The organism is Streptomyces sp. NBC_00009 (genome assembly GCF_045040855.1).
In the GTDB taxonomy this organism is placed as follows: domain Bacteria; phylum Actinomycetota; class Actinomycetes; order Streptomycetales; family Streptomycetaceae; genus Streptomyces; species Streptomyces aureus.
In genome coordinates this window covers 4,338,914-4,362,305 of record NZ_CP108312.1, presented here as the reverse complement: position 1 = coordinate 4,362,305, position 23,392 = coordinate 4,338,914, and the positions used below count along the sequence as shown (strand labels likewise).

Below are 23,392 nucleotides of genomic sequence, written 5' to 3'. Positions count from 1 at the left end.
AGGCTTCTCCCTTACGGCCGTTGCCGCTGCGATCTCCACACCACGAAGAGCGCGGAGGCGACGGCCGCACCCCGCACCACCCACGGCCACGTCGTGCCGATCGCGTCGCTCATCCGCCCGTCCGCGATCGGCTCGCCCCACCGCCCGGTGTTACGGCCCCACAGCCACACGAGCCCGGCCGTCACCGCAAGCCCCGGCAGCCACAGCACGGCCACCTTCGACTCGCCCTCGCTCAGCCGCCGCGACGCGTACGCGATGATCCAGCCGAGGCCCAGCGCGAACCAGTTGCCCATGACCGCGCCGGCGACCAGGAGTGCGGCGGCGAGCAGCAGCAGCGGGTTCGACCAGCCGGGCAGGGACGGGAGGCGGCGCCCTCCGGACGCCTTCTCCGTGCCCTTCTCCGCTCCCGTCTCCGGCTCGTCGTCCGGGAGTTCTTCCTCCGCATCGGCCTCGGCCCGGCGTGCCCTGGGCAGTCGCGGGTCGTCCTTGCCCGGCGGCCTGAGTATCTCCGGGATCTCCACGCCGCCCACGAACCCCGGCACGCTGTCCGCGACTCCGAACGGGCTGCTGTCCACCCGCCACCAGTCCGGCTCCGAACCCGGCTCCCCCAGCTCGTCCGTCCCCGCCAGATGCGGCGGCGACGGCGCGTCCCTCGGCGTCTCGTCCTCCTGCGGCTCCGCGCGCGGGCCCGGCACGATCCTCCGCAGGCCCTTCGGGCGCGGCTCCTTGGGCCGCTGCTCCTTCGACCGCTGCACGGGCACCGCCGCCCGCGGCGCCTCCGGCTGCGCCGAACTGCGGCCCGTGCCCGCGCCCGTGACCACCTCGTCCGGCGAGCCGAGGCGTTCCAAAATCCGGCGCACCGCCGCCGGACTGTCCACCGTCGTCTTCGCGCGCCGCGCCTCGATCTCGTTGCGCAGCTCCGACACCAGGCGCATCCGGGTGCCGGAGGGCAACTGACGCTGCTGGGCCAGGTCGCCGACCCGGCTCAGATAGTCGAAGACGAGCTGATCGCTCTCGATCCCCACGAAGTCCCCTCCGGGGTGGTGGTGTTGACGGTTCGTTCACCCGTTTTACGACGTTACCGTGCCCGGCCCGGCACCGGGGGCCTCTTCCGGGCCCAGCGGGGCCGCCGCCCGCCGGGCCGGTCAGGCGCTACCGTGGCCCGGATGAGCACTCACGAGCCGGACCGCGCCGCCGAGGACGGAAGCGGGGCGGGGAGTACGGCCCCCCGGTCCCTCGCCGAGGCGTTGCGCGCCCGCGACGACGCCTCCCTCGGCGCACTCCTGCGCGCCCGCCCCGATCTGCTCAGCCCCGTCCCGAGCGACCTCACCCAGCTGGCCACCCGCGCGGGCACCCGCGCCTCCGTGATCCGCGCGCTCGAACACCTGGACCGCTTCACGCTCCAGACCGCGGAAGCCCTGGCCGTCGCCCCGGAACCCACCACGTACGGCACGCTCCTGGCCCTGCTCGCCGGCGACGAAGGGGACGACGCGGGCATGGACGCCCGTACGGTCTCCGCTGCCCTGCCGCACGCCGTCGCCGCCCTGCGCGAACAGGCCCTGCTCTGGGGGCCCGACGACCGGCTCCGCCTCGTGCGCACCGCCCGTGAGCTGCTCGCCCCCGCGCCCCAGCGGCCCTCCCCCACGGGTCTCGGCCCGACGGTCGCCGAGGCCACCGCGGGCATGTCCCCCGGCCGCATCCAGGAGATCGTGACGGCCGCGGGCCTCCCCTCCACGCACGACCCGGTCTCCGCCGTCGCCTCGCTGACCGCGCTCTTCACCGACCGGCCCCGCATGTCGGCTCTCCTCGACGAAGCGCCCGCGGACGCCGTCGAGGTCCTCTCCCGGCTCGTCTGGGGCCCGCCCTACGGCCAGGTCACCGCCGAACCCGCCGCCCATCTGCGCTGGCTCCTCGACCGCGGCCTCCTGCTGCCCACGGCCCCCGGAACCGTCGTCCTGCCCCGCGAGGCCGCCCTCCATCTGCGCGGCGGACGCGCCCACCGCGCCCTGGAACCCGTACCTCCCGCCGTGGACCCGGCCGCCACCCACCGGGCCGCCGTCGTGAACGCGACCGCCGCCGGGCAGGCCTACACCGCGCTCGCCACCGTCGAGGAACTCCTCAAGGACTGGGACGAGGGCGGGCCCGCCGTCCTCCGGGCCGGCGGGCTCAGCGTGCGGGACCTCAAGCGCACCGCCGCCGCCCTCGACACCACCGAGCCCCTCGCCGCGTTCTGGGTCGAACTCGCCTACGCCGCCGGGCTCATCGCCTCCGACGGCGAGGCCGACGAGCAGTACGCCGCGACGCCCGCCTACGACAACTGGCTGGAGCAGCCCGCCGCCGAGCGCTGGGTCCGGCTCGTCGCCGCCTGGCTCCCCGCCACCCGCACGTCCGGCCTGGTCGGCGGGCGCGACGGCGCCGTCGCCGCAGCCGCCGCCGGGCGCACCCTCTCCGCGCTCGGGCCGCACCTCGACCGCTCCGCCGCTCCCGAGGTCCGCCGCCGCGTGCTCGCGCTCCTGTCCGAGCTCCCCGAGGGCGCCTCCCCGGACCCCGGGACCCTGCTCGCCCGGCTCCGCTGGGAGCGGCCCCTGCGCAGCGCCGCCGCCTCCTCCGACGACGCCGGTGACACCGACGACCTGCGCGCCCGCATCGCCCGGTGGACCCTCACGGAGGCGGAGCTGCTCGGCGTCACCGGGCGGGGTGCCCTGTCCGAGCACGGGCGGACGCTTCTTGACGGCGTGGGCGGTGCTGCCACTTCGGCGGAGGCGGCCGCTGTCGCTCTGCTCGCGCCGCTGCTGCCCGAGCCTCTGGACCATGTCCTTCTCCAGGCCGACCTGACCGCCGTCGCCCCCGGCCCCCTGGAACGGCCGCTCGCCGAGGCGCTCTCCGTCCTCGCCGACGTCGAGTCCAAGGGCGGGGCGACCGTCTACCGGTTCACGCCCGGGTCCGTACGGCGCGCCCTCGACTCCGGGCGCACCGCCTCCGACCTGCACGACTTCCTGAACACGCACTCCCGTACGCCCGTGCCGCAGCCCCTCGCGTACCTCATCGACGACGTGGCCCGTAAGCACGGGCATCTGCGCATCGGCGCCGCCTCCGCGTATGTGCGCTGCGACGACGACGTACTCCTGGGCGAGATCCTCGCCGACAAGCGCTCGGCCGGCCTGCGCCTGCGGCGGCTCGCGCCGACCGTCCTCGCCGCGCAGGCCGATCCCGCGGCGCTCCTGGAGGGCCTGCGTCAGATGGGGTTCGCGCCCGCGGCGGAGAGTCCCGAGGGCGATGTGCTGATCACCCGCGCCCACGCCCGCCGCACTCCGCCGCGCAGCGCCCCCGAGCCCGTCCCGGAGGGGCCGCCGGTTCCGGACGGCACGCTCCTGACCGCCGCCGTGCGCGCGATCCGCGCGGGTGACCTCGCCTCCACGACCCCGCGCAAGCACGCGCCGGGCGAGCAGAGCGGGGCGCTTCCCCGCACCAGCGCGGCGGACACGCTGGCCACGATGCAGGCGGCCGTCCTGACCGGTGAGGCCGTGTGGATCGGCTATGTGAACGCGGAGGGCTCCGCCAGCCAGCGCGTCATCGCCCCGATCCGGGTGGAGGGCGGGTTCGTCACCGCGTACGACCACACCGCGGACGAGGTCCGGACGTATCCGCTGCACCGCGTGACCGGGGTGGCCGAGCTGGAGGCCGAGGCCTGACGCCGGGGTCCGTGCCCCCACGTCCCGTCGGCGACCGACCGTACGCGGTTCGTACGCGTCATGCGGCACACTGGACGTTTGGCCCCGCGCCTCGCGGAGCGCGGTGGAAGGGATACACGTGAACGGACCGCTCATCGTCCAGAGTGACAAGACGCTGCTCCTGGAGGTCGACCACGACCAGGCCGACGCCTGCCGTCGCGCCATCGCGCCCTTCGCCGAGCTGGAGCGCGCCCCGGAGCACATCCACACCTACCGGCTGACGCCGCTGGGGCTGTGGAACGCGCGGGCCGCCGGCCACGACGCCGAGCAGGTCGTGGACGCCCTCGTCGAGTACAGCCGCTACCCCGTCCCGCACGCGCTCCTGGTCGACATCGCCGAGACCATGGACCGGTACGGGCGTCTCACGCTGTCCAAGCACCCGGCGCACGGCCTCGTCCTGACCACCACGGACCGGCCGGTCCTCGAGGAGATCCTCCGCTCCAAGCGCGTGGCCCCGCTGGTCGGCACCCGCATCGACGCCGACACCGTCGCCGTGCACCCCTCGGAGCGCGGCCAGATCAAGCAGACCCTCCTCAAGCTGGGCTGGCCCGCCGAGGACCTCGCCGGTTACGTGGACGGCGAGGCGCACCAGATCGATCTCGCGGAGGACGGCTGGGCGCTGCGCCCGTACCAGAAGCAGGCTGTCGAGGGCTTCTGGCACGGCGGGTCCGGCGTGGTCGTGCTGCCCTGTGGCGCCGGCAAGACGCTCGTGGGCGCCGGTGCGATGGCCGAGGCCAAGGCGACGACGCTCATCCTCGTCACCAACACGGTCTCGGCCCGGCAGTGGAAGCACGAGCTGGTCAAGCGGACGAGCCTGACCGAGGACGAGATCGGCGAGTACAGCGGGACGAAGAAGGAGATCCGGCCCGTCACCATCGCCACGTATCAGGTCCTGACCACGAAGCGGAAGGGCATCTATCCGCATCTGGAGCTCTTCGACTCCCGCGACTGGGGGCTCGTGATCTATGACGAGGTGCATCTGCTGCCCGCGCCCGTCTTCAAGTTCACCGCCGACCTCCAGGCCCGGCGGCGCCTCGGCCTCACCGCGACGCTGGTGCGTGAGGACGGGCGCGAGTCGGACGTCTTCTCGCTGATCGGGCCCAAGCGCTTCGACGCTCCGTGGAAGGAGATCGAGGCCCAGGGCTACATCGCCCCCGCCGACTGTGTCGAGGTGCGCGTCAATCTCACCGACAGCGAGCGGCTCGCCTACGCGACCGCGGAGGCCGAGGAGAAGTACCGCTTCTGCGCCACGACGGCGACCAAGCGGAAGGTGACGGAGGCCCTCGTGCGTAAGCACCAGGGTGAGCAGACCCTCGTCATCGGGCAGTACATCGACCAGCTCGACGAGCTCGGCGAGCATCTGGACGCCCCCGTCATCAAGGGCGAGACCAGCAACGCCCAGCGCGAGAAGCTCTTCGACGCGTTCCGCAACGGCGAGATCTCCGTCCTCGTCGTGTCCAAGGTCGCCAACTTCTCCATCGACCTGCCCGAGGCCACGGTCGCGATCCAGGTGTCCGGCACCTTCGGGTCCCGGCAGGAGGAGGCCCAGCGCCTCGGCCGGGTCCTGCGCCCGAAGGCCGACGGGCACGAGGCCCGCTTCTACTCCGTCGTCGCCCGCGACACCATCGACCAGGACTTCGCGGCCCACCGCCAGCGCTTCCTCGCCGAGCAGGGCTACGCGTACCGCATCATCGACTCCGACGAACTCCTCGCGGGCGGGCAGGGCAGCTGAACGGTCAAGGGTGAGGGCCCGTCCACCGTGTGTGGACGGGCCCTCATTGCTTGCTCCTACGCCTGCGGCCTGAAGTTCCTCAGCCGCAGGCTGTTGCCCACGACGAACACCGATGAGAACGCCATGGCCGCGCCCGCGATCATCGGGTTCAGCAGTCCCGCCGCGGCCAGCGGCAGCGCGCCGACGTTGTAGGCGAACGCCCAAAACAGGTTGGTGCGGATGGTCCCCAGCGTCCGCCGGGACAGGCGGATCGCGTCGGCCGCCGCCCTCAGGTCGCCGCGGACCAGCGTCAGGTCGCCGGCCTCTATCGCCGCGTCCGTGCCCGTACCCATCGCGAGCCCCAGGTCGGCCTGCGCCAGGGCGGCCGCGTCGTTGACGCCGTCGCCGACCATGGCCACGGAACGCCCTTCGCCCTGAAGCCTCTTGACCACGTCGACCTTGTCCTGCGGCATGACCTCCGCGATCACCTCGTCGATGCCCACCTCTGCGGCCACCGACCGCGCCACGGCTTCGTTGTCGCCGGTGAGGAGGATGGGCGTCAGGCCCAGGCCCCGCAGTCGCCGTACCGCCTCCGCGCTGGTCTCCTTCACCGCGTCCGCGACTTCGAGGACGGCCCTGGCCTCCCCGTCCCAGGCCACCGCGACGGCCGTACGCCCCGCCGCCTCGGCCTGCGCCCTGGCCCGCTCCAGCTCCACCGGCAGCCGGATCTCCCACTCGGCAAGCAGCTTTACCCGGCCGACGAGTACGGCGTGGCCGTCCACGATGCCCTGCACGCCGAGCCCGGGAAGGTTGGCGAAGTCCTCGACGGCGCCGAGCTCGCCCACCTTCTCGCGGGCCCCGTCGGTGATCGCCTGCGCGATCGGGTGCTCCGAGGAGTGCTCCAACGCCCCCGCGACACGCAGGACTTCACCCGTGTCCGTGCCGTCCGCCACGTGCGTGGCGAGCAGCGTCATCCGGCCGGTCGTGACCGTTCCGGTCTTGTCCAGGACGATCGTGTCGACCGCGCGCGTGGTCTCCAGGACCTCCGGGCCCTTGATGAGGATGCCGAGCTGCGCGCCGCGCCCCGTGCCGACCATCAGCGCCGTCGGTGTGGCGAGGCCCAGGGCGCAGGGGCAGGCGATGATGAGGACGGCGACGGCCGCGGTGAAGGCGGCGGTGATCCCGGCGCCGTTGCCGAGCCAGAACCCGAGCGTGGCCAGCGCGAGCCCGATGACGACCGGCACGAACACGGCGGAGATCCTGTCGGCGAGGCGCTGCGCCGCCGCCTTGCCGTTCTGCGCGTCCTCCACGAGGCGTGCCATACGGGCGAGTTGGGTGTCGGCGCCGACGCGGGTGGCCTCGACGACGAGGCGTCCGCCGACGTTCAGCGTCGCGCCGGTGACGGCGTCCTCGACGGCGACCTCCACGGGCACGGACTCGCCGGTCAGCATCGAGGCGTCCACGGCGGACGCGCCCTCGACCACGGCCCCGTCGGTGGCGATCTTCTCGCCGGGCCGCACGAGGAACCGGTCGCCGACCTTCAACTCGCTTACGGGGACGGTCTCTTCACGTCCGCCCTCGCGCACCAGCGTGACGTTCTTGGCGCCGAGTTCGAGCAGCGCCTTGAGTGCCGCACCGGCCTTCCGCTTGGACCTGGCCTCGAAGTAGCGCCCGGCGAGGATGAAGGCGGTGACTCCGGCGGCGGCCTCCAGGTAGATGTTCCCGCCGCCGTCGCTGCGGGCGATGGTCAGCTCGAAGGCGTGCGTCATGCCGGGCATGCCGGCGGTTCCGAAGAAGAGCGCCCACACCGACCAGAGGAACGCGGCCGACGTGCCGACGGAGATGAGGGTGTCCATGGTCGCGGCGCCGTGGCGCGCGTTGGTGAAGGCGGCCTTGTGGAAGGGCCAGGCCGCGTACGTCACGACGGGCGCCGTCAGCGTGAGGGACAGCCACTGCCAGTACTCGAACTGGAGGGCGGGGACCATCGCCATCGCCACGACGGGTACGGCGAGCACGACGGCGGTGACCAGTCGCTGCCGGAGCGGCGCGAGCGGGTCGGCCGACGCGTCCGACTCCGCTTCCTCCGCCTTTTCCCCGACGGTCCGGGGCGGCTCCTGGGCCGTGTACCCGGTGGCCTCGACCGTGGCGATCAGGTCGGCCACCGCCACCCCGTCGGCGAAGGTGACCTTCGCCTTCTCCGTCGCGTAGTTGACGGTCGCCTCCACGCCGTCCATCCGGTTCAGCTTCTTCTCGATCCGGGCGGCGCACGAGGCACACGTCATGCCGCCGATGGCGAGTTCCACCTCTGCCGCCTGGGCGGCGGAGGGCGCGGTGACGGCTGGATGCGCCGACATGAGGCCTCCTCGGTTGCGGTCTGCTCCGGTACCCGGGGCGGGTATCGCTTACGAGATCCAATCTATACCTATGGGGGGTATCTGACGCAAGCGTTCCCACCGCTTGACTTCATACCCCCCAGGGGTATGGTCTACCTATCAGCCGCCGGACACCGACACCGTCCGCACGTCCGCACGTCCGCACGTCCGCACACCAGGAGCCGTCATGAAGACCGGACTGAAGATCACCGCCTTCGCAGCCGCCGTCGCCGCGACCTTCGGCACCGCGTACGGGGTGGGCAGGGGCGTGGACCCCGTCACCGCGGGCGAACAGAAGACGGCAGGGCACGCGGCGGGAGGACATGCGAAGGAAGCGCAGGAAGCGCAGGAAACGGAGAAAGCGCAGGACGGGCACGCCGGCCACGGCACATCGGCCGCCGGGGCCGCCGCCGTCCCGGGCGGGCTGCAGATCTCCGAGCGCGGCTACACGCTCGACCTGCGGACCCGGCACATCGCGGCCGCCGGCGAGCGCACCGAGCTGAGTTTCGCGATCACGAAGGACGACACGGGCCGCAAGGTCACCGCGTACAGGACGGAGCATGGCAAGCAGCTGCACCTGATCGTGGCCTCGCGGGACCTCACGGTCTACCGCCATCTGCATCCGGCCCGCGCGGCCGACGGCACCTGGAAGACGCCGGTCGAGCTGCCGAAGGCGGGCGGTTACCGCGTCTTCGCCGACTTCACCCCGCAGGCGGAGAAGGCGGGCCTCACCCTCGGGGCGGACCTGGCGGTCGCCGGAAAGTACGCGCCCCGGGACCTTCCGGCGGCCTCCCGGACCGCCGACGCCGGCGACGGCTACGAGGTGCGGCTGGGCGGCGGCCTCGGCGCGGGCTCGGCGAGCGAGCTGACCCTGAGCGTCGCGAGGAACGGGAAGCCGGTCACCGACCTCCAGCCCTATCTCGGCTCGTACGGGCACCTGGTCGCCCTGCGCTCCGGCGACCTCGCGTACCTCCACGTGCACCCGAACAAGGGCGGGCCGGGGCCGGAGGTGTCGTTCACGGCGACGGCGCCCAGCAATGGGACGTACCGCCTCTTCCTGGACTTCAAGCACAACGGCACCGTGCGGACGGCGGAATTCACGGTGCACGCCGGGCAGAGCGCGGGTGATCATCCAAAGGAGCACGGCCACTGATCACCTGTCGGCACGGGCCGTCTGCGCGTAGGCTGACCTATTGGACTAGACCTCTAGGGCCTGTTGTGACGACAGGGCCGGGGGCCCGGCCGCCACCCGCACCCGCCTTCGTAACCGACAAAGGGGTCCCATGAGCAAGCGTGCAGTCCTGGAGGTGATCGCGCTCGGCGCCGAGGACGCCGTCGCGGCCCAGGCAGGAGGGGCCGACCGGCTTGAGCTGGTCACCGACATGGCGGCGGACGGGCTCACCCCGTCGCGCGAGACGTTCGGCCGGATCCGCGCGGCCGTCGGCATCTCGCTGCGGGTCATGATCCGGCTCGCGGACGGTTTCGCGGCGGGCGACCTGGACGCGCTGGCCGAGACCGCGCGCGGGCTGCGCGCGGAGGGGGCCGACGAGTTCGTGCTCGGCTTCCTCGACCCGGCGGGCGGCCCCGACCTCGCGGCGGTCGAACGGATCACGGCGGAGCTGGACGGCTGCCGCTGGACCTTCCACCGCGCGATCGACCGGGCCGCGGACCGCGACGCCCTGCGCAAGCAGCTCGCGCACGCGCCGGGCCTCGACACGTATCTGACGGCCGGTTCGCCGGACGGCGTGGACGCCGGGCTCGACGTCCTGGCGGCGGAGGCGGCCCGCTCGGGCGAACCGGGTTACGAACAGCGGATCCTGGTCGGCGGCGGCCTCCGCCTCGACCACCTGCCGCGCCTGAAGGCGGCAGGCATCGACGCCTTCCACATCGGCGGCGCGGCCCGCCCCCAGGGCTGGACGGCCCCGGTGTCGACGGACGCGGTCCGCACGTGGCGGGAAGCGGTCGACGCGGGGATCGGGATCTAGGGCCTGTCTTCAAATTCCCGCCGTCCGCCCGGAGGGCGGGCCCCGCGGCGTCTGGCACGCACATCTGCAAGGCGGAGGAGGGCGTCGACGCGGAGCGTCGGCAACCGACGACAACGCCGCAGATGTGCGTGCCAGACGCCGCGGGGCAGGCGGGAATTTGAAGACAGGCCCTAGGCCCCCTGCAGCGCTCCCCCGAGCTGCTCCGGCAGCTCCGCGGCGTGGACCACGACCAACCCGGAGACGGCTCGGGTCAGCGCCACGTACAGGCGACGCAGTCCGGTCCGCTCGTCGGGTTCGCCGTCGACCACGGCGGCGGGCTCGTCGAGGACCACGTAGTCGTATTCGAGGCCCTTCGCGAGCGAGGCCGGCACGAGGGTGAGGCGGGTCTGCGCGGTGGTCTCCTCGCCGGGGCCCAGGTAGGTGAGCCCGGCGTCGGCGAGGGCCGCGGCCAGGGCCGGGATGCGGGCGTCGGCGGCGATGAGGCCCACGGACCCCTCCCGCTCCAGCGCCTCTGCGCACGCGGCGACCACGTCGTCGGCCCCGTTCGCCGCCTCCCGGACCTCGAAGGCGCCGGGGTTCTCACGGACGGACGAGACGGGCGCGAGGCCGGGCGCGATGTGGGGCAGCAGCCGGGACGCGTACGCGATGACATCGCGCGGCACGCGGAATCCGACGGTCAGCTCCTCGACCACGGCCTCCTCCTTGCCCAGATGCCGCAGCGCCTCGGCCCAGCTGCGTGTGGCCCAGGGCGTCGTGCCCTGCGCGAGGTCACCGAGGACGGTGGCGGACCCGGTGGTGCAGCGCCGCCCGACGGCCCGGTACTGCATGGGCGAGAGGTCCTGCGCCTCGTCGAGCACCACATGCCCGAGGGAGTGCGTACGGGCGACGAGGTCGGTGACCTCGTCGATCAGCACGGCGTCGGCGGAGGACCACTTGGCGGCCCGCACGCTGCGCGCCGGCCGCTCCCACAGCACGCACTTCTGCTCGTCCTCGCTGAGCACACCCTCCGCGTGCTCGGCGAGGAACTCGGTGTCGGACAGCAGCCGCAGCACGAGCTTCGCGGGATCGACGGCGGGCCACAGGACCTTCACGGCGGCCTTGACGGCCGCGTTCCTGGCCACGGAGTCCTGCACACGGTCGTCGGGGGCTTCGCCCGACCGCTCCATCTGTACGAGAACGGCGTGGGCGATGCGCTGCGGAAGGGCGTCGCGGGCGGCGCCGTACCGCATGTCCCGGGCCATCAGCTCCCGCACGATCTCCTCGAGTTCATACGCGGGCACGCGCCAGCGCCGGGACCCGCGCACGACCACCACGGGCTCCACGGGCAGCGTGATGTGCGAGCGCACGGCCCGCCGCAGCACCTCGGCCATCCGCGCGTCACCCTTGACCACGGCGGCGTCCGCACTGTCGGCGCCCCGCACCTCCACATGGGCGACGAGGTCGTCGACAGTGGCCTGCTTGACCTCCAACTCACCCAGAGCGGGGAGGACTTGCTCGATGTAGTGGAGGAAGGACCGGTTCGGTCCGATGACGAGGGTCCCGGTCCGGGCCAGCCGCTCGCGATGGGCGTAGAGCAGGTAGGCGACACGGTGGAGGCCGACGGCGGTCTTCCCGGTCCCGGGCCCTCCCTGGACGCACACGGACCCCGAGAGCCCGCTGCGCACGATCTCGTCCTGCTCGGGCTGGATGGTGGCGACGATGTCGCGCATCGGTCCGACGCGGGGCCGCTCGATCTCGGCCTGGAGCAGCGCGCTCACGACCTCGGCCTCGGCGGGGTCGGACAGCCGCTCGTCCTCGTACGCGGTGAGATCCCCGCCCGTGTAACCGAACCGCCGCCGCAGCCCGACGTCCATCGGGTCCTTCTTCGAGGCGCGGTAGAAGGGCTGCGAGACGGGGGCGCGCCAGTCGATGACCATCGGATCGCCCACCGCGTCATGAACATGCCGCCGCCCGATGTAGAACCGCTCCCCCTCGGCCCCTTCGGCCTGGTCGGCGCCGGGGGCGTGCAGGTAGTCGAGCCGCCCGAAGAACAAGGGGGTGTGCGACAGATCGGCCAGGGCCTTGATCCGGTCGTCGATCTGGCGCTGCAGAACGGCGGCGTTCACCCAGTTCGCGGTGACGTCGGCGATGTCGAGGGATTCCACGTCCTCGCGCATGGCGCGCAGGGCGGCACGGGACGACGTCAGGTGGGCGCGCTCGCGGGAGAGCGGGTCGTCGAGGGACACGGGCTATGCCTCCGGGCTCCGGGGGGTTCGGTTACACACGGCGACCGGCCGGTTTCCGTCCGGGCGGTGGCGCTCCACGGAGGGAGGCGGGCAAGGCGGACCACCTTACTCCGGCCCCGACACACGACCAACACATTTATTTCCCGTTTTCCCGGGGAGCCGTGAGGGCCCTAGGGGACGGAGTCACCCCCAGGACGCACCCCCGCCGCCGCAACCTACAACTCCGGACCGATGTGCACGGAATGCCCGTATTCCACCATGGAGGCATGACGACCATGACCTTCACTCACGGTGCCACCGCCGCCACGGAAACCCACCACCCCCACCGCCTCGGAAACGTCCTGCGAGCGGCCAAGGTCATCGTGACCTCGGCGCTCGGCGTGATCCTTCTGGGTGAGTACGACGAGGAGGCCGGCGTACAGAAACGATCAGGCCCATACGGGCCACCCCCGGACTAGGGAGTGCCGACGGGGCCTGCCGACGAGTTCACCGGCAGGGTCTAGGGTCGCCGCATGCGGGACGACCTGAGGAAAGCCTGGGCGGACACACTCGCCACGGCGCAGCCCACGACAGCCACCCCCACCACCCCGGAGGCCTACGCGGACAACCTCCTGGCCCGCTGGTCGGAGCCACAGCGCCGCTACCACACGACGACGCACCTCAAGGCGGTCCTGGACCGCATCGACGAACTGGAGGACCACGCCGACGACCCGGCCCTGGTCCGCCTCGCGGCCTGGTTCCACGACGCGGTGTATCTCCCCGAGCGCTCGACGAACGAGGAGCGCTCGGCGCGCCTCGCGGAACGGGCCCTGGCGGAAGCGGGCCTGACGGAGCAGCAGATCGACGAGGTGAGCCGCCTGGTCATGCTCACGGTGACGCACGACCCGGACGAGGACGACCACAACGGCGAGGTCCTGTGCGACGCGGACCTCGCGATCCTGGCGGCGGCCCCGGACGCGTACGCGGCCTACGCGGCGGCGGTCCGGGAGGAGTACGGCTTCGTACCGGACGAACCGTTCCGCGAGGGCCGCGCCGCGGTTCTGCGCCAACTCCTCGCCCTGCCCCGCCTGTTCCGCACCCCGTACGGCGCGGCGCACTGGGAGGAGCGGGCCCGCGAGAACCTCACGGCCGAGCTGGCCCTGCTGACTCCGCAAACCGGTTGATCGGCGCGCGCGGCTCAAACCGGTTGATCGGCGCGCGCGGCTGCCGCATCCTCGGCCCATGACTCTCCTCACCATCGCGGCCGCGCGCGTACGCCTGCACGAGCTGTCCCTCGAGTCGGCCAGGGACCTCCACGCAGACAGCGGATCGGGCGGCTTCGCCTGGCTGGACGGCGACGCACCGGACGGCACCCGGACCGGCTCGGGGATCACGGTGAAGGCGCACGCGGCGGGCACGTACCGCGAGGGCTGGGGAACGTACGCGATCGTGCGGGCCGAGGACGGACGGGCGGTGGGCGGGATCGGCTTCCACAGCGCGCCGGACGGGGAGGGCCGCGTGGAGATCGGTTACGACGTGACGGAGGGGGCGCGCGGCCGGGGCTACGCGACGGAGGCGGTGACCGCGATAGCCGCGTGGGCGCTTTCGCAGCCGGGCGTCACGGCGGTGACGGCGAACACGGACCTGGACAACGGGCTGTCCCAACGGGTACTGGAGCGCGCCGGTTTCGTACGGATTGCGACGACGACGGACCTCTGCGCCTACGAACTGTCGGGAATTTGAGCAACGCTGCGTCGCGTTGTGTCACGTCATGCATGACTCTGCTCGAAAAGCTCCCGAAAACACCGCCGGAGACACCGCCGAAGACACCCCCGCGGGCGCCCCCACCCGCATGCCGCCGGCCGTCTACATCCTGGGCCTCGCGGTGTTCGCGCTGGGCACGTCCGAGTTCATGCTGTCCGGCATCCTGCCCGCGATCGCCGACGACATGGACGTCACGATCCCGCAGGCGGGCCTGCTGATATCGGCGTTCGCGATCGGCATGGTGGTGGGCGCGCCGCTGCTCGCCGTGGCGACGCTGCGCCTGCCGCGCCGCACCACACTCATCGCGCTGATCTCGGTGTTCGGCCTGGGCCAGGTCGCGGGCGCGCTGGCGCCGACGTACGCGGTCCTGTTCGCGTCGCGGATCGTGAGCGCGCTGGCCTGCGCCGGGTTCTGGGCCGTGGGTGCGGCGGTGGCCATCGCGATGGTGCCGGTGACACAGCGGGCGCGGGCCCTGGCGGTGATGATCGGCGGGCTGTCGATCGCGAACGTGCTGGGCGTCCCGGCGGGCGCGTTCCTCGGTGACGGTCTGGGCTGGCGGGCGGCGTTCTGGGCGGTGGGCGTGGCCTCGGCGATCGCGCTGGTGGGGGTGGTGACGCTGATCCCGCGGATCCCGCTCCCGGCGCAGAGGCCGCGGCCGCGGCGCGAGTTGGCGATCTACCGGGACAGCCAGGTCTGGCTGTCGATCACGGTGACGGCGCTGGCCGCGGGCGGCGTGTTCTGCGCGTTCAGCTATCTGTCGCCGCTGCTCACGGATGTGGCGGGCCTGGACGAGGGCTGGGTCCCGACGGTCCTCGCGCTCTTCGGTGTCGGCGCGCTGGTCGGCACGACCGTCGGGGGGCGGGTCGCCGACGCGCATCTGTTCGGGGTGCTGCTGAGCGGCATCGCGGCGTCCACGGTGTTCCTGGTGGCACTGGCGCTGCTCGGCGGGTTCGCGGTGGCGGCGGTGGTGCTGTCGTTCCTGCTGGGCTTCTCGGCGTTCTACACGGCGCCGGCGCTGAACGCCCGCATGTTCAACGTGGCGGGCGCGGCCCCCACGCTCGCCGGGGCGACGACGACGGCGGCGTTCAACCTGGGCAACACGGGCGGGCCGTGGCTCGGCGGCACGGTGATCGACGCGGGGCTCGGCTACCCGGCGACGGCGTGGGCAGGCGCGGCGATGACGGTGACGGCGATCGGCGCGACGGCGGCGTCACTGCGCCTGCACCGCGGATCGGCCACGAAGCTCGTGGCGTCGTCCGGCTCCAAGGACCTCAACTCCCCACCGCAGGACGCCCCTTCGGCCTCCGCAGCCCCGCCTCGGTGAGCCTGCGCACCAGCTCCTTCGAGCCGACCTTCACGGCCCCGGCCCGCACCGCGTCCGCGTAGCGGTGCGACGGCAGGTCGTAGTGGTCGCGCTCGAAGGCGCGGGGCGGGACGCCGAGCCGCTCGGCGAAGAGATGGAGCTCGTCGAAGGAGACGTCGCTGACCACGTGGGACCACATGCGCCCGTGGCCGGGCCAGGTCGGCGGATCGATGTAGACGGTCATCACACGACGGTACCGAGGGACCCCACGGGCGCCACGACCACGCCCGCCTCGCTGCACACCCAGTGCGGGTCGGGGCCCAACTCCGGTTCCACATCGAGGGCGTGGGGTTCGCCGGAGCCGCACACGGGGCACAGCGGCCAGCGGCCGTAGCGTTCGAGGAGCCCGTCCTGGACGTCCTGGGCGACGAGCCCGGCGACGAATTCGACCCCTTCCGGCCACTCCTCGACCCACCAGCGGCGCTGCACTATGGACTCCTCGACGAGGGAGACGACGTCGGCGTGGGCGACCTCACCGGAGCCGAGGTCGGCGAGTACGAGTGCACGGGCCGCGTGCAGTGCCTGTTCGAGGGGGCTGATGTCCATGAAGCCCATTGTCCTCCCCTTGGCGCACGCGCCCCGCAGAACGGCCGAAGTGCCCTGGGGGACGTGCCCTACGGCACAGCCGAAGGACTCTTGACGTCTCACCCCCCTGAAAATATCTTTCAAATGTGACCAGCAACGTGAAGGAAATTTTCGCAGGCGACGCGCCGCCCGCCCCGGCCGCCCTCGCGGCCAAGGTGCGGACCCTCGCGCCGTCGATGACCCGCTCCATGCAGCGGGTCGCCGAAGCCGTCGCCGGGGACCCGGCCGGCTGCGCGGCCCTCACGGTCACCGGCCTGGCCGAGCTCACCGGCACCAGTGAGGCGACGGTGGTCCGTACCGCCCGCCTCCTCGGCTACCCCGGATACCGGGACCTGCGCCTCGCCCTCGCCGGGCTCGCCGCCCAGCAGCAGTCGGGCCGCGCCCCCGCCGTCACCGCGGACATAGCGGTCGACGACCCCATCGCCGACGTCGTCGCGAAGCTCGCGTACGACGAGCAGCAGACCCTCGCCGACACCGCGGCCGGCCTCGACACCGTGCAGCTCGGCGCGGCCGTGAACGCGCTGGCGGGCGCCCGCCGCATCGACATCTACGGCATCGGCGCGTCCAGCCTCGTCGGCCAGGACCTCGCCCAGAAGCTCCTGCGCATCGGGCTGATCGCCCACGCCCACGGCGACCCGCACCTGGCGATCACCAACGCCGTGCAGCTGCGCGCCAAGGATGTCGCCATCGCCATCACGCACTCCGGATCGACCGGCGACGTGATCGAACCGCTGCGCGTCGCCTTCGAGCACGGGGCCGCCACGATCGCGATCACCGGCCGCCCCGACGGCCCGGTCTCGCAGTACGCCGACCACATATTGACCACGTCCACGGCGCGCGAGAGCGAGTTGCGGCCGGCCGCGATGTCGTCCCGCACGAGCCAGCTGCTCGTCGTGGACTGCCTGTTCGTGGGCGTCGCGCAGCGTACGTACGAGACGGCGGCCCCCGCCCTGTCGGCGTCGTACGAGGCGCTCGCGCACCGTCACAGGCCGCGCGGCTCCCGCTAGGCGACGCGCACCCGCCCTTCCCCCGCCCCCCACTGCCGCACCGGAAAGAGCCGCACACGTCATGACCTCCACGACCGACGCCGCCGACAACTACAGCGAACTGCGCGCCCAGCTCGCCACGCTCACCACGGAGGCGTTCCGCCCGGAGCTCTCCGAGATCGACCAGCTGTCGACGCTGGAGATCGCGCAGATCATGAACGGCGAGGACGCGAGCGTCCCCACCGCCGTCGCCGAGCAGCTCCCGCAGATCGCCGCCGCGATCGACGGCACGGCCGAGCGGATGGCCCGCGGCGGCCGCCTCGTCTACGCGGGCGCGGGCACGGCGGGCCGGCTCGGCGTCCTGGACGCGTCCGAGTGCCCGCCCACGTTCAACACCGACCCGAGCGAGGTCGTCGGTCTGATCGCGGGCGGCCCGAGCGCCATGGTCAAGGCGGTCGAGGGCGCCGAGGACTCCAAGGAGCTTGCGGCCCAGGATCTGGACGCACTGGGTCTGACGGCGGACGACGTCGTGGTCGGCATCTCGGCCTCGGGCCGCACCCCGTACGCGATCGGCGCCGTCGAGCACGCGCGCGGCCGGGGCGCCCTCACGATCGGCCTGTCCTGCAACGCGGACAGCGCGCTCGCGGCGGCCGCGGACCACGGCATCGAGGTCGTCGTCGGCCCCGAGCTCCTCACCGGTTCCACCCGGCTGAAGGCGGGCACGGCCCAGAAGCTCGTCCTCAACATGCTGTCGACGATCACCATGATCCGGCTCGGCAAGACGTACGGGAACCTGATGGTGGACGTACGCGCCTCGAACGAGAAGCTGCGCGCCCGCTCCCGCCGGATCGTCGCCCTGGCCACCGGCGCGGACGACGCCGACATCGAGGCCGCGCTCGCCGCGACGGACGGGGAGGTGAAGAACGCCATCCTCGTGATCCTCGGCTCGGTCGACGGCCCGACGGCCGCCCGCCTCCTGACCGACAGCAAGGGTCATCTGCGCGCCGCGCTCCAGGCCTCGGCCACCACGACCCCGTAACCCCCGAAGTACGTCCCACCCCCCACGCACCACGCACAGCAAGGCACCACGACCCATGGCTGACTCAAAGAACCGCGCCACGGCCGCCGCGATCCTTCCTCTCGTCGGCGGCGCATCGAACATCACGTCCGTAGCCCACTGCATGACCCGGCTCCGTCTCGGCCTGGCCGACCGCGCACTCGTCGACGAGGACGCGCTGAAGGCGTTGCCCGACGTCATGGGCGTGGTCGACGACGAGACGTACCAGATCGTCCTCGGACCGGGAAAGGTCGCCCGGGTCACCCCGGAGTTCGAGGAGCTGGTGCAGGACGGCAAGACGGCCGCACCGGAGCCGCACGCGGTCACCGCGGACGAACTCGCCGCCCAGGGCGCCGAGTTGAGGGCGGCTCGCAAGGCGAAGAACGCGACGCCGTTCAAGCTGTTCCTGCGCAGGATCGCGAACATCTTCGTGCCGCTGATCCCGGCGCTGATCGGCTGCGGCATCATCGCCGGCATCAACGGCCTGCTGATCAACCTGCACTGGCTGCCGGGCGTCACCCCCGCCCTGGCCACCATCGCCTCCGGCTTCATGGCGCTGATCGCGGTGTTCGTCGGCTACAACACGGCGAAGGAGTTCGGCGGTACGCCGATCCTGGGCGGCGCGGTCGCGGCGATCATCGTGTACGCGGGCGTCGCGAACATCGAGGCGTTCGGCCAGAAGCTGTCGCCCGGCCAGGGCGGCGTGCTGGGCGCGCTGGGCGCCGCGGTCCTCGCGACGTACATCGAGAAGTGGTGCAGGAAGTGGGTGCCGGAGGCGGTGGACGTGCTGGTCACGCCCACCCTCACGGTCCTGGTCTCCGGCCTGGTCACGATCTTCGGCCTGATGTTCGTGGCGGGTGAGATCTCCACGGGCATCGGCACCGCGGCGAACTGGCTCCTCGACAACACGGGCGCCTTCGCGGGCCTGGTCCTCGGCGGCCTGTTCCTCCCCCTGGTCATGCTGGGCCTGCACCAGGCCCTCATCCCCATCCACACCACGCTCATCGAGCAGCAGGGCTACACCGTCCTGCTCCCCGTCCTGGCGATGGCGGGCGCGGGCCAGGTCGGCTGTGCGATCGCGGTGTTCAAGCGCCTCAAGCACAACAAGTCGATCCGTACGACGATCAAGTCCGCGCTCCCCGCAGGCTTCCTGGGCGTCGGCGAACCCCTGATCTACGGCGTCTCGCTCCCGCTCGGCCGCCCCTTCATCACGGCGTGCGTGGGCGGCGCGGCGGGCGGCGCGTTCGTCGGCTTCTTCTCGATGATCGGCGACAAGGTCGGCTCCACGGCGATCGGTCCCTCGGGCTGGGCGCTGTTCCCGCTCCTCGACGGCAACAAGGGCCTCGGCACGACGGTCGCGATCTACGGCGCGGGCCTGCTGGTCGGCTACATCGTGGGCTTCGTGGCGACGTACTTCTTCGGCTTCAGCAAGCAGATGCTGGTGGAGCTCAACGCGGATGTGGAAGCGGGCGAGTCCCATCCTCCGGCGCCCGAGTCGCCGCACAAGGAACTGGCGGGCGTCTGACGCGCTCCGCCATCGCCCACCGGGCACCGCCGCATAAGGGGCCGCCTGCTCGTGTGTACACATGGATGCGTACACACGAGTAGGCTGGCACCATGAGCGAGAACGTCACCATCCGTGAAGCCCGCGCCCATCTGGCGGAGGTCGTCGACAAGGCCGAGGCCGGCGAGGTGACCGTACTGACACGCAAAGGAAAGCGCGTGGCGGCGCTGGTGCCCATAGAGGTCCTGGACGCACTCGACGAAGCGGCTGACGAACTCGCGGCCCGCGAGGCCGAGCGGCACCGAGGCGACCCGACGGTCGGCATGGCCGAGCTGCTCGCCGACCTCTTCGAGGGCGACGGCGGCCGAGGCGACGCAGCGTGAAGTACGCCTTCCGTTTCACCACGCACGCCCAGCGCCAGCTCCGCTCCATCGACCGCCAGCAGGCCCTGCGCATCCTCACCGCCCTCACCCCGCTCGGCGACGACCCCCACCGGGACGACGCGGACACCAAGAAGCTCACGAGGCATGACGGCCTGTACCGGCTGCGTGTCGGCGGCTTCCGGGTCGTCTACGAGATCCACGACAACGTCCTGACCGTCCTGGTCGTCCATCTCGGCAACCGCCGCGACGTCTATCGCAACCTGTAGAGCCTGGCCTCACCCGATAGAGCGAAGCCGCGCCATGAGAGCAAAGGACGGAGACGCGAAATGAGCCACACACGCTGGAAACTGGACCGCGAGAGGAAGCTCACCGAGGGCTACGTCGAGTCCCGCGAAGTCGAAGCCGAACGCGCCGAGATCCGGCTCGCCATGGCCTTCGCCAAGGCCGTCTACGACCGTCGCCGGGAACTGGGCCTCACCCAGACACAACTCGCCGATCTCGCCGGCCTCACCCAGGCGAAGATCTCCCGCGTCGAAGGCGCCGACGCAGTCCCCACGCTGCCCCTGCTGCGCCGCCTGACCACCGCCTTGAACGCGTCCCTGAACGTCACCATCGACGTCCACCACGAATCGGTCACCTTCACGGCGCACCCGGCCGCCTGACAACGCCCACCTCACGGCAGTCGCCCCTCCCGGTTCACCACCCGCACCCGCGCCCGCAGCTCCTCCGCGACGGGCGCCGGCTCCACCGCCTCCGGCGGACAGTCCCACTCGCGCCCGCCGCCGGGCGGCCGCAACTGCACGTAACCGCCCTCGCGCCCCATGACCTGCCCGACGCGTCCGTCCCGTACGTCGATCACGTACGCGCCGATGTTCATCGCGCTGCGCGCCCTTCGTGCAGTACGGCCACGAGCCGCATCGCCGTATCGAGGTTCACGCATCCCAGGTCCACCAGCGGATAGCCGACCTCCCCCGCCGCCGACACGGGGTCGACCCGCAGGGACGGCAGCAGCACGTCCAACACCCCGAGTTCGGCCCGCAGTTGCCCGATGGTCTCCTCGACCACCCGCAGCCGCTCCGCGTCCCGCACCACCATCGCCACTCCTTCACGCCAAGTTCTGCTTTCACCACACAGCGTGACGGGATCGGCTCTACGCTTTCCAGGGGTAGCGGCCCAACAATCCCTTTGTTGCTCTGGGAGTCGATGCACGTGACCGGACCGAAGGACCTCGATCCCGCCTCCCGCCGCGTCATGGTCGGCGAGGAACTCCGCCACGCGAGAGAGCGGGCGGGCCTGACCCAACAGGCCCTGGGTGAACTGCTGTTCGTGAGCGGGTCGTACGTCGGCCAGATGGAGGCGGGCACGCGCAGGATCCTGCCGGACATGGCGCAACGGCTGGACGAGGCGCTGGGGACGGCGGGGTTCTTCGTCCGGCACTGCGTGAAGGCGAACGAGTCGAAGCACCCCGAGCACTTCGCGGAGGCGGCCGAGGCGGAGGCCATCGCGATCGAGATCAGGCAGTACGAGTCGCTGCTGATCCCTGGCCTGCTCCAGACCCCGTCCTACGCCCGCGCGGTCTTCCTCGCCTACCAGCCCACGGCCCCGGAGGAGGCGATCGACAAGCTGGTGGCGGCCCGAATGGAACGGACCCGCCTCCTCGACGATCCAACAGAGCCCTTGTTGTGGGCAGTTCTGGATGAGGCCGCCCTGCGCCGGGAAGTCGGCGGACCTGCGGTGATGGCCGAGGCCCTGCGCCACATCGCCGCTCTGATCGGCAGGCGCCGGGTGATCGTTCAGGTGGTGCCGTTCTCGGCGGGGGCGCACGCATCGATGACCGGCTTCCTCCAACTACTGCACTTCGCTGATGCACCTCCGCTCGCTTTCATCGAAGCGCCCAGCACAGGCCAGCTCACAGACGATCCGGCCACGGTCGCCCGCCATCAGCTGTCCTACGATCTGCTCAGGGCCGACGCACTCACCCCGAAACAATCCCTGGCCCTGATCGCAGCAGTGGCGGAGGATTACGCACATGAAGATCACGCCCCCGGAGCTTGACCTCGCCTCGGCCACCTGGCGCAAATCCACGTACAGCGGCGGCGAAGGCGGCAGTTGCCTGGAGGTCACCCACGACCACCCCGGCCTGGTCCCCGTCCGGGACTCCAAGAACCCCGACGGCCCGAAGCTCGTGCTCCGGGCGGACGCCTGGTCCGCGTTCATCACGGATCTCAAGGGAGAGCGCTAGGGCGCGTCCGCCCGCCCGCCCCGGCAGTGGCGCAAGATCACAAGCAGATTGCGTGGCTGGCGAAGGCGGGTGGTTGCGGGAGCCTCCATCAGTTTTCCGTTCGGCTGCGGACTGGTGGGGGCCGGCTTTCCCCAATGACGGTCAGTGAGTGGGTACGAGTTCAGCAACCCGGTATCTTTCGCGACAACGCAGAGACCAACCGCAAAGAAGAAGCGGCAGCAACAGGCAGGTGGGGGAGGCGGCGGTCGCGGCAGGGCGCGGGCGAGCGGGTTCTTGGGGTGGCAGAGGAGTTGCCCCGGAAGCGAGGCTGATTGGCCCGGATCCGCCAATCTCCCTGTCGAGGGCGGGGTCAGCCAGGGCCGGGCCCCGGTCCACCAGCCATCTGCGGCGGATCTCGGCGGGGTTGGGCAGATTCGGGCCACAAGCTCACTCGGAGCTCAAGTCGCCAGCCCCGAGCGCTCTTTCCAAGGAACGGGAGGCGGGCCTCAACCGCCCTCCCACCCAGGTCCACGCCCGCGCGGCAGCGCTGCGCTCCCCCGGGCACGGGGATGAACCGGCCTCAACTGCCGTATCAGAATGGCCCCATGAGCCACGACCGCGAACACCCGGACGACCGCGTCTTCGTCCGGAGCAACTGGGGCACGAACCGCTACGTCTACAACGCGCGCAACCCCGTCGGACGCGTCCTCATCGTCGGCTCGCTGCTGTTCGCGGCGGGTGCGCTCTACGTGCTGTACCACCCGGACCTCTTCCGGGGCGGCTGGGAGAGTGACGACCTGCGGACCGCGGTGACGGGCGCGACGACGCAGCTGTCGGAGGACCGGGCCGGCCCGGGCACCGACACCGGGCTTTACGAGGACATCCTGACGCAGGACATCGCGCGGCACGGGCAGGGCCCGGAAGACGCCCTCACCGTCACCCTCGCCTCCGACCCGCCCGAATCCACGATCTGGTACGGCGGCACCGAGGACGCCGACTTCTCGGTCACGGCCCGCGGCACCGATACCGCCTTCTGCCTGCACGTCCATGCGGTGCAGCGGCCGAAGGCGATGGGCTACGACGCCGTGGACTTCACCGTCGACGACGGGAGCTGCCCTGGAAGGACCACCGGGGCGCCTTGACGGCGTCCGGCGCTCCACATGCGCCCGCGCGAGCCGTCCCGCATTCTGAAGTTATGGCTGAGAGCACGTTCTCGAAGATTTCCTGGACCGAGTTCCGTCCCGACCAGGGGCGGCTGACCGCCGGCGCCGTGCTGACCGGCGCCGGGATGCTGGTCTCCGCGGCGGGTGTCGGCCTGCTGGTCTATGAGCTGGTCCGCGCGGGCCGCACCTGGACCGGCAGCTGGGAGGTGCCGCCCGGCGAGCTCGCCGCCCGGACCCTCCACCAGGCGCAGAGCGCGGCGCAGGCCGGGCGCGACGCATGGCGCACGTACGAGGAGCAGGCGGTCTGACAACACGCCGTCGGCCCCCGGGACCAAGTGGTCCCGGGGGCCGACAGAGATGTAC

Annotated in this window: 25 protein-coding genes; 18 read left to right on the top strand and 7 right to left on the bottom strand. The window is 72.0% G+C overall.

Features of this window, described 5'->3' with window-relative positions; genetic code table 11:
* Positions 1 to 11: 11 nt before the first annotated feature.
* Entirely contained in the window at positions 12 to 1,025 is a 1,014-nt protein-coding gene (locus OHA58_RS19810; protein ID WP_405480300.1) for a hypothetical protein, read from the bottom strand.
* Positions 1,026 to 1,166: 141 nt separating this feature from the next.
* On the opposite strand from OHA58_RS19810, the gene OHA58_RS19805 reads away from it, so the two are divergent.
* Together OHA58_RS19805 and OHA58_RS19800 are read left to right on the top strand one after the other, a co-directional pair.
* On the top strand, positions 1,167 to 3,692 hold the full coding sequence (locus tag OHA58_RS19805) for a helicase-associated domain-containing protein (protein WP_405480299.1): 2,526 nt from the start codon (positions 1,167 to 1,169) through the stop codon (positions 3,690 to 3,692).
* A 118-nt stretch (positions 3,693 to 3,810) separates the two neighbouring features.
* Complete coding sequence (locus tag OHA58_RS19800; RefSeq protein WP_405480297.1) at positions 3,811 to 5,463, top strand: DNA repair helicase XPB; 1,653 nt, start codon at positions 3,811 to 3,813, stop codon at positions 5,461 to 5,463.
* 56 nt (positions 5,464 to 5,519) lie between these two features.
* On the opposite strand, the gene OHA58_RS19795 is transcribed toward OHA58_RS19800, so the two are convergent.
* Positions 5,520 to 7,796: a heavy metal translocating P-type ATPase gene (locus tag OHA58_RS19795; protein ID WP_405480295.1), complete on the bottom strand. Its 2,277-nt coding sequence runs from the start codon at positions 7,794 to 7,796 to the stop codon at positions 5,520 to 5,522.
* Between the two features lie 205 nt (positions 7,797 to 8,001).
* On the opposite strand from OHA58_RS19795, the gene OHA58_RS19790 reads away from it, so the two are divergent.
* Positions 8,002 to 8,967, top strand: coding sequence for a hypothetical protein (locus OHA58_RS19790; RefSeq protein ID WP_405480293.1), 966 nt, complete (start codon positions 8,002 to 8,004; stop codon positions 8,965 to 8,967).
* Positions 8,968 to 9,097: 130 nt separating this feature from the next.
* Positions 9,098 to 9,799 carry a copper homeostasis protein CutC gene (locus OHA58_RS19785; protein WP_405480291.1) on the top strand — a complete coding sequence of 234 codons (702 nt, stop codon included), beginning with the start codon at positions 9,098 to 9,100 and terminating at the stop codon, positions 9,797 to 9,799.
* Positions 9,800 to 9,969: 170 nt separating this feature from the next.
* Here OHA58_RS19785 and OHA58_RS19780 read toward each other — a convergent pair whose 3' ends face one another.
* A complete protein-coding gene (locus OHA58_RS19780) occupies positions 9,970 to 12,024 on the bottom strand; it encodes a HelD family protein (RefSeq protein ID WP_405480290.1) in 2,055 nt (684 codons plus the stop codon).
* Positions 12,025 to 12,290: 266 nt separating this feature from the next.
* Between OHA58_RS19780 and OHA58_RS19775 the strand changes: the two genes are divergently transcribed.
* The 4 genes from OHA58_RS19775 (at position 12,291) to OHA58_RS19760 (ending at position 15,091) form a co-directional block, all read left to right on the top strand.
* Positions 12,291 to 12,482 (top strand): hypothetical protein, encoded by a 192-nt coding sequence (locus OHA58_RS19775; RefSeq protein WP_405480288.1) that lies wholly within the window; start codon positions 12,291 to 12,293, stop codon positions 12,480 to 12,482.
* Between the two features lie 54 nt (positions 12,483 to 12,536).
* The gene (locus OHA58_RS19770; protein WP_405480287.1) at positions 12,537 to 13,187 is read left to right on the top strand and encodes a hypothetical protein; all 651 of its coding nucleotides are present in this window, start codon (positions 12,537 to 12,539) and stop codon (positions 13,185 to 13,187) included.
* Positions 13,188 to 13,245: 58 nt separating this feature from the next.
* Complete coding sequence (locus tag OHA58_RS19765) at positions 13,246 to 13,746, top strand: GNAT family N-acetyltransferase (protein ID WP_405480286.1); 501 nt, start codon at positions 13,246 to 13,248, stop codon at positions 13,744 to 13,746.
* A gap of 109 nt (positions 13,747 to 13,855) precedes the next feature.
* Positions 13,856 to 15,091, top strand: coding sequence for a Cmx/CmrA family chloramphenicol efflux MFS transporter (locus OHA58_RS19760; RefSeq protein ID WP_405485052.1), 1,236 nt, complete (start codon positions 13,856 to 13,858; stop codon positions 15,089 to 15,091).
* On the opposite strand, the gene OHA58_RS19755 is transcribed toward OHA58_RS19760, so the two are convergent.
* Both OHA58_RS19755 and OHA58_RS19750 read right to left on the bottom strand, forming a co-directional pair.
* Positions 15,039 to 15,314, bottom strand: coding sequence for a DUF4031 domain-containing protein (locus OHA58_RS19755; protein ID WP_405480284.1), 276 nt, complete (start codon positions 15,312 to 15,314; stop codon positions 15,039 to 15,041). The genes OHA58_RS19760 and OHA58_RS19755 overlap by 53 nt on opposite strands.
* Positions 15,314 to 15,676 carry a hypothetical protein gene (locus OHA58_RS19750; protein WP_405480283.1) on the bottom strand — a complete coding sequence of 121 codons (363 nt, stop codon included), beginning with the start codon at positions 15,674 to 15,676 and terminating at the stop codon, positions 15,314 to 15,316. The genes OHA58_RS19755 and OHA58_RS19750 overlap by 1 nt, the downstream gene beginning before the upstream one ends.
* A gap of 125 nt (positions 15,677 to 15,801) precedes the next feature.
* Between OHA58_RS19750 and OHA58_RS19745 the strand changes: the two genes are divergently transcribed.
* From OHA58_RS19745 to OHA58_RS19720, 6 genes are all read left to right on the top strand, one after another.
* Positions 15,802 to 16,722, top strand: a complete 921-nt coding sequence (locus OHA58_RS19745) for a MurR/RpiR family transcriptional regulator (protein ID WP_405480282.1) — start codon at positions 15,802 to 15,804, stop codon at positions 16,720 to 16,722.
* A gap of 61 nt (positions 16,723 to 16,783) precedes the next feature.
* Positions 16,784 to 17,740: an N-acetylmuramic acid 6-phosphate etherase gene (gene murQ, locus OHA58_RS19740; RefSeq protein ID WP_405480281.1), complete on the top strand. Its 957-nt coding sequence runs from the start codon at positions 16,784 to 16,786 to the stop codon at positions 17,738 to 17,740.
* 55 nt (positions 17,741 to 17,795) lie between these two features.
* Positions 17,796 to 19,283: a PTS transporter subunit EIIC gene (locus OHA58_RS19735; RefSeq protein WP_405480280.1), complete on the top strand. Its 1,488-nt coding sequence runs from the start codon at positions 17,796 to 17,798 to the stop codon at positions 19,281 to 19,283.
* 92 nt (positions 19,284 to 19,375) lie between these two features.
* Positions 19,376 to 19,645, top strand: a complete 270-nt coding sequence (locus OHA58_RS19730) for a type II toxin-antitoxin system Phd/YefM family antitoxin (RefSeq protein ID WP_405480278.1) — start codon at positions 19,376 to 19,378, stop codon at positions 19,643 to 19,645.
* Complete coding sequence (locus tag OHA58_RS19725) at positions 19,642 to 19,911, top strand: type II toxin-antitoxin system RelE/ParE family toxin (RefSeq protein ID WP_405480276.1); 270 nt, start codon at positions 19,642 to 19,644, stop codon at positions 19,909 to 19,911. The genes OHA58_RS19730 and OHA58_RS19725 overlap by 4 nt, the downstream gene beginning before the upstream one ends.
* A gap of 60 nt (positions 19,912 to 19,971) precedes the next feature.
* A complete protein-coding gene (locus OHA58_RS19720) occupies positions 19,972 to 20,307 on the top strand; it encodes a helix-turn-helix domain-containing protein (RefSeq protein ID WP_405480275.1) in 336 nt (111 codons plus the stop codon).
* Positions 20,308 to 20,318: 11 nt separating this feature from the next.
* Here OHA58_RS19720 and OHA58_RS19715 read toward each other — a convergent pair whose 3' ends face one another.
* Both OHA58_RS19715 and OHA58_RS19710 read right to left on the bottom strand, forming a co-directional pair.
* Positions 20,319 to 20,522: a hypothetical protein gene (locus tag OHA58_RS19715; RefSeq protein WP_100595718.1), complete on the bottom strand. Its 204-nt coding sequence runs from the start codon at positions 20,520 to 20,522 to the stop codon at positions 20,319 to 20,321.
* Entirely contained in the window at positions 20,519 to 20,740 is a 222-nt protein-coding gene (locus tag OHA58_RS19710) for a hypothetical protein (protein WP_405480273.1), read from the bottom strand. The genes OHA58_RS19715 and OHA58_RS19710 overlap by 4 nt, the downstream gene beginning before the upstream one ends.
* Before the next feature lie 114 nt (positions 20,741 to 20,854).
* Here OHA58_RS19710 and OHA58_RS19705 point away from each other — a divergent pair, with 114 nt between their 5' ends.
* The 4 genes from OHA58_RS19705 to OHA58_RS19690 all read left to right on the top strand — a co-directional run bounded on the left by OHA58_RS19705 (position 20,855) and on the right by OHA58_RS19690 (position 23,337).
* Complete coding sequence (locus OHA58_RS19705) at positions 20,855 to 21,700, top strand: helix-turn-helix domain-containing protein (protein WP_405480271.1); 846 nt, start codon at positions 20,855 to 20,857, stop codon at positions 21,698 to 21,700.
* Positions 21,675 to 21,887: a DUF397 domain-containing protein gene (locus tag OHA58_RS19700; RefSeq protein ID WP_405480269.1), complete on the top strand. Its 213-nt coding sequence runs from the start codon at positions 21,675 to 21,677 to the stop codon at positions 21,885 to 21,887. Before OHA58_RS19705 ends, OHA58_RS19700 begins: the two co-directional genes overlap by 26 nt.
* A gap of 584 nt (positions 21,888 to 22,471) precedes the next feature.
* Entirely contained in the window at positions 22,472 to 23,008 is a 537-nt protein-coding gene (locus OHA58_RS19695) for a hypothetical protein (protein WP_405480267.1), read from the top strand.
* A 53-nt stretch (positions 23,009 to 23,061) separates the two neighbouring features.
* Positions 23,062 to 23,337: a hypothetical protein gene (locus tag OHA58_RS19690; RefSeq protein ID WP_405480266.1), complete on the top strand. Its 276-nt coding sequence runs from the start codon at positions 23,062 to 23,064 to the stop codon at positions 23,335 to 23,337.
* The last annotated feature ends 55 nt before the right edge of the window (positions 23,338 to 23,392 follow it).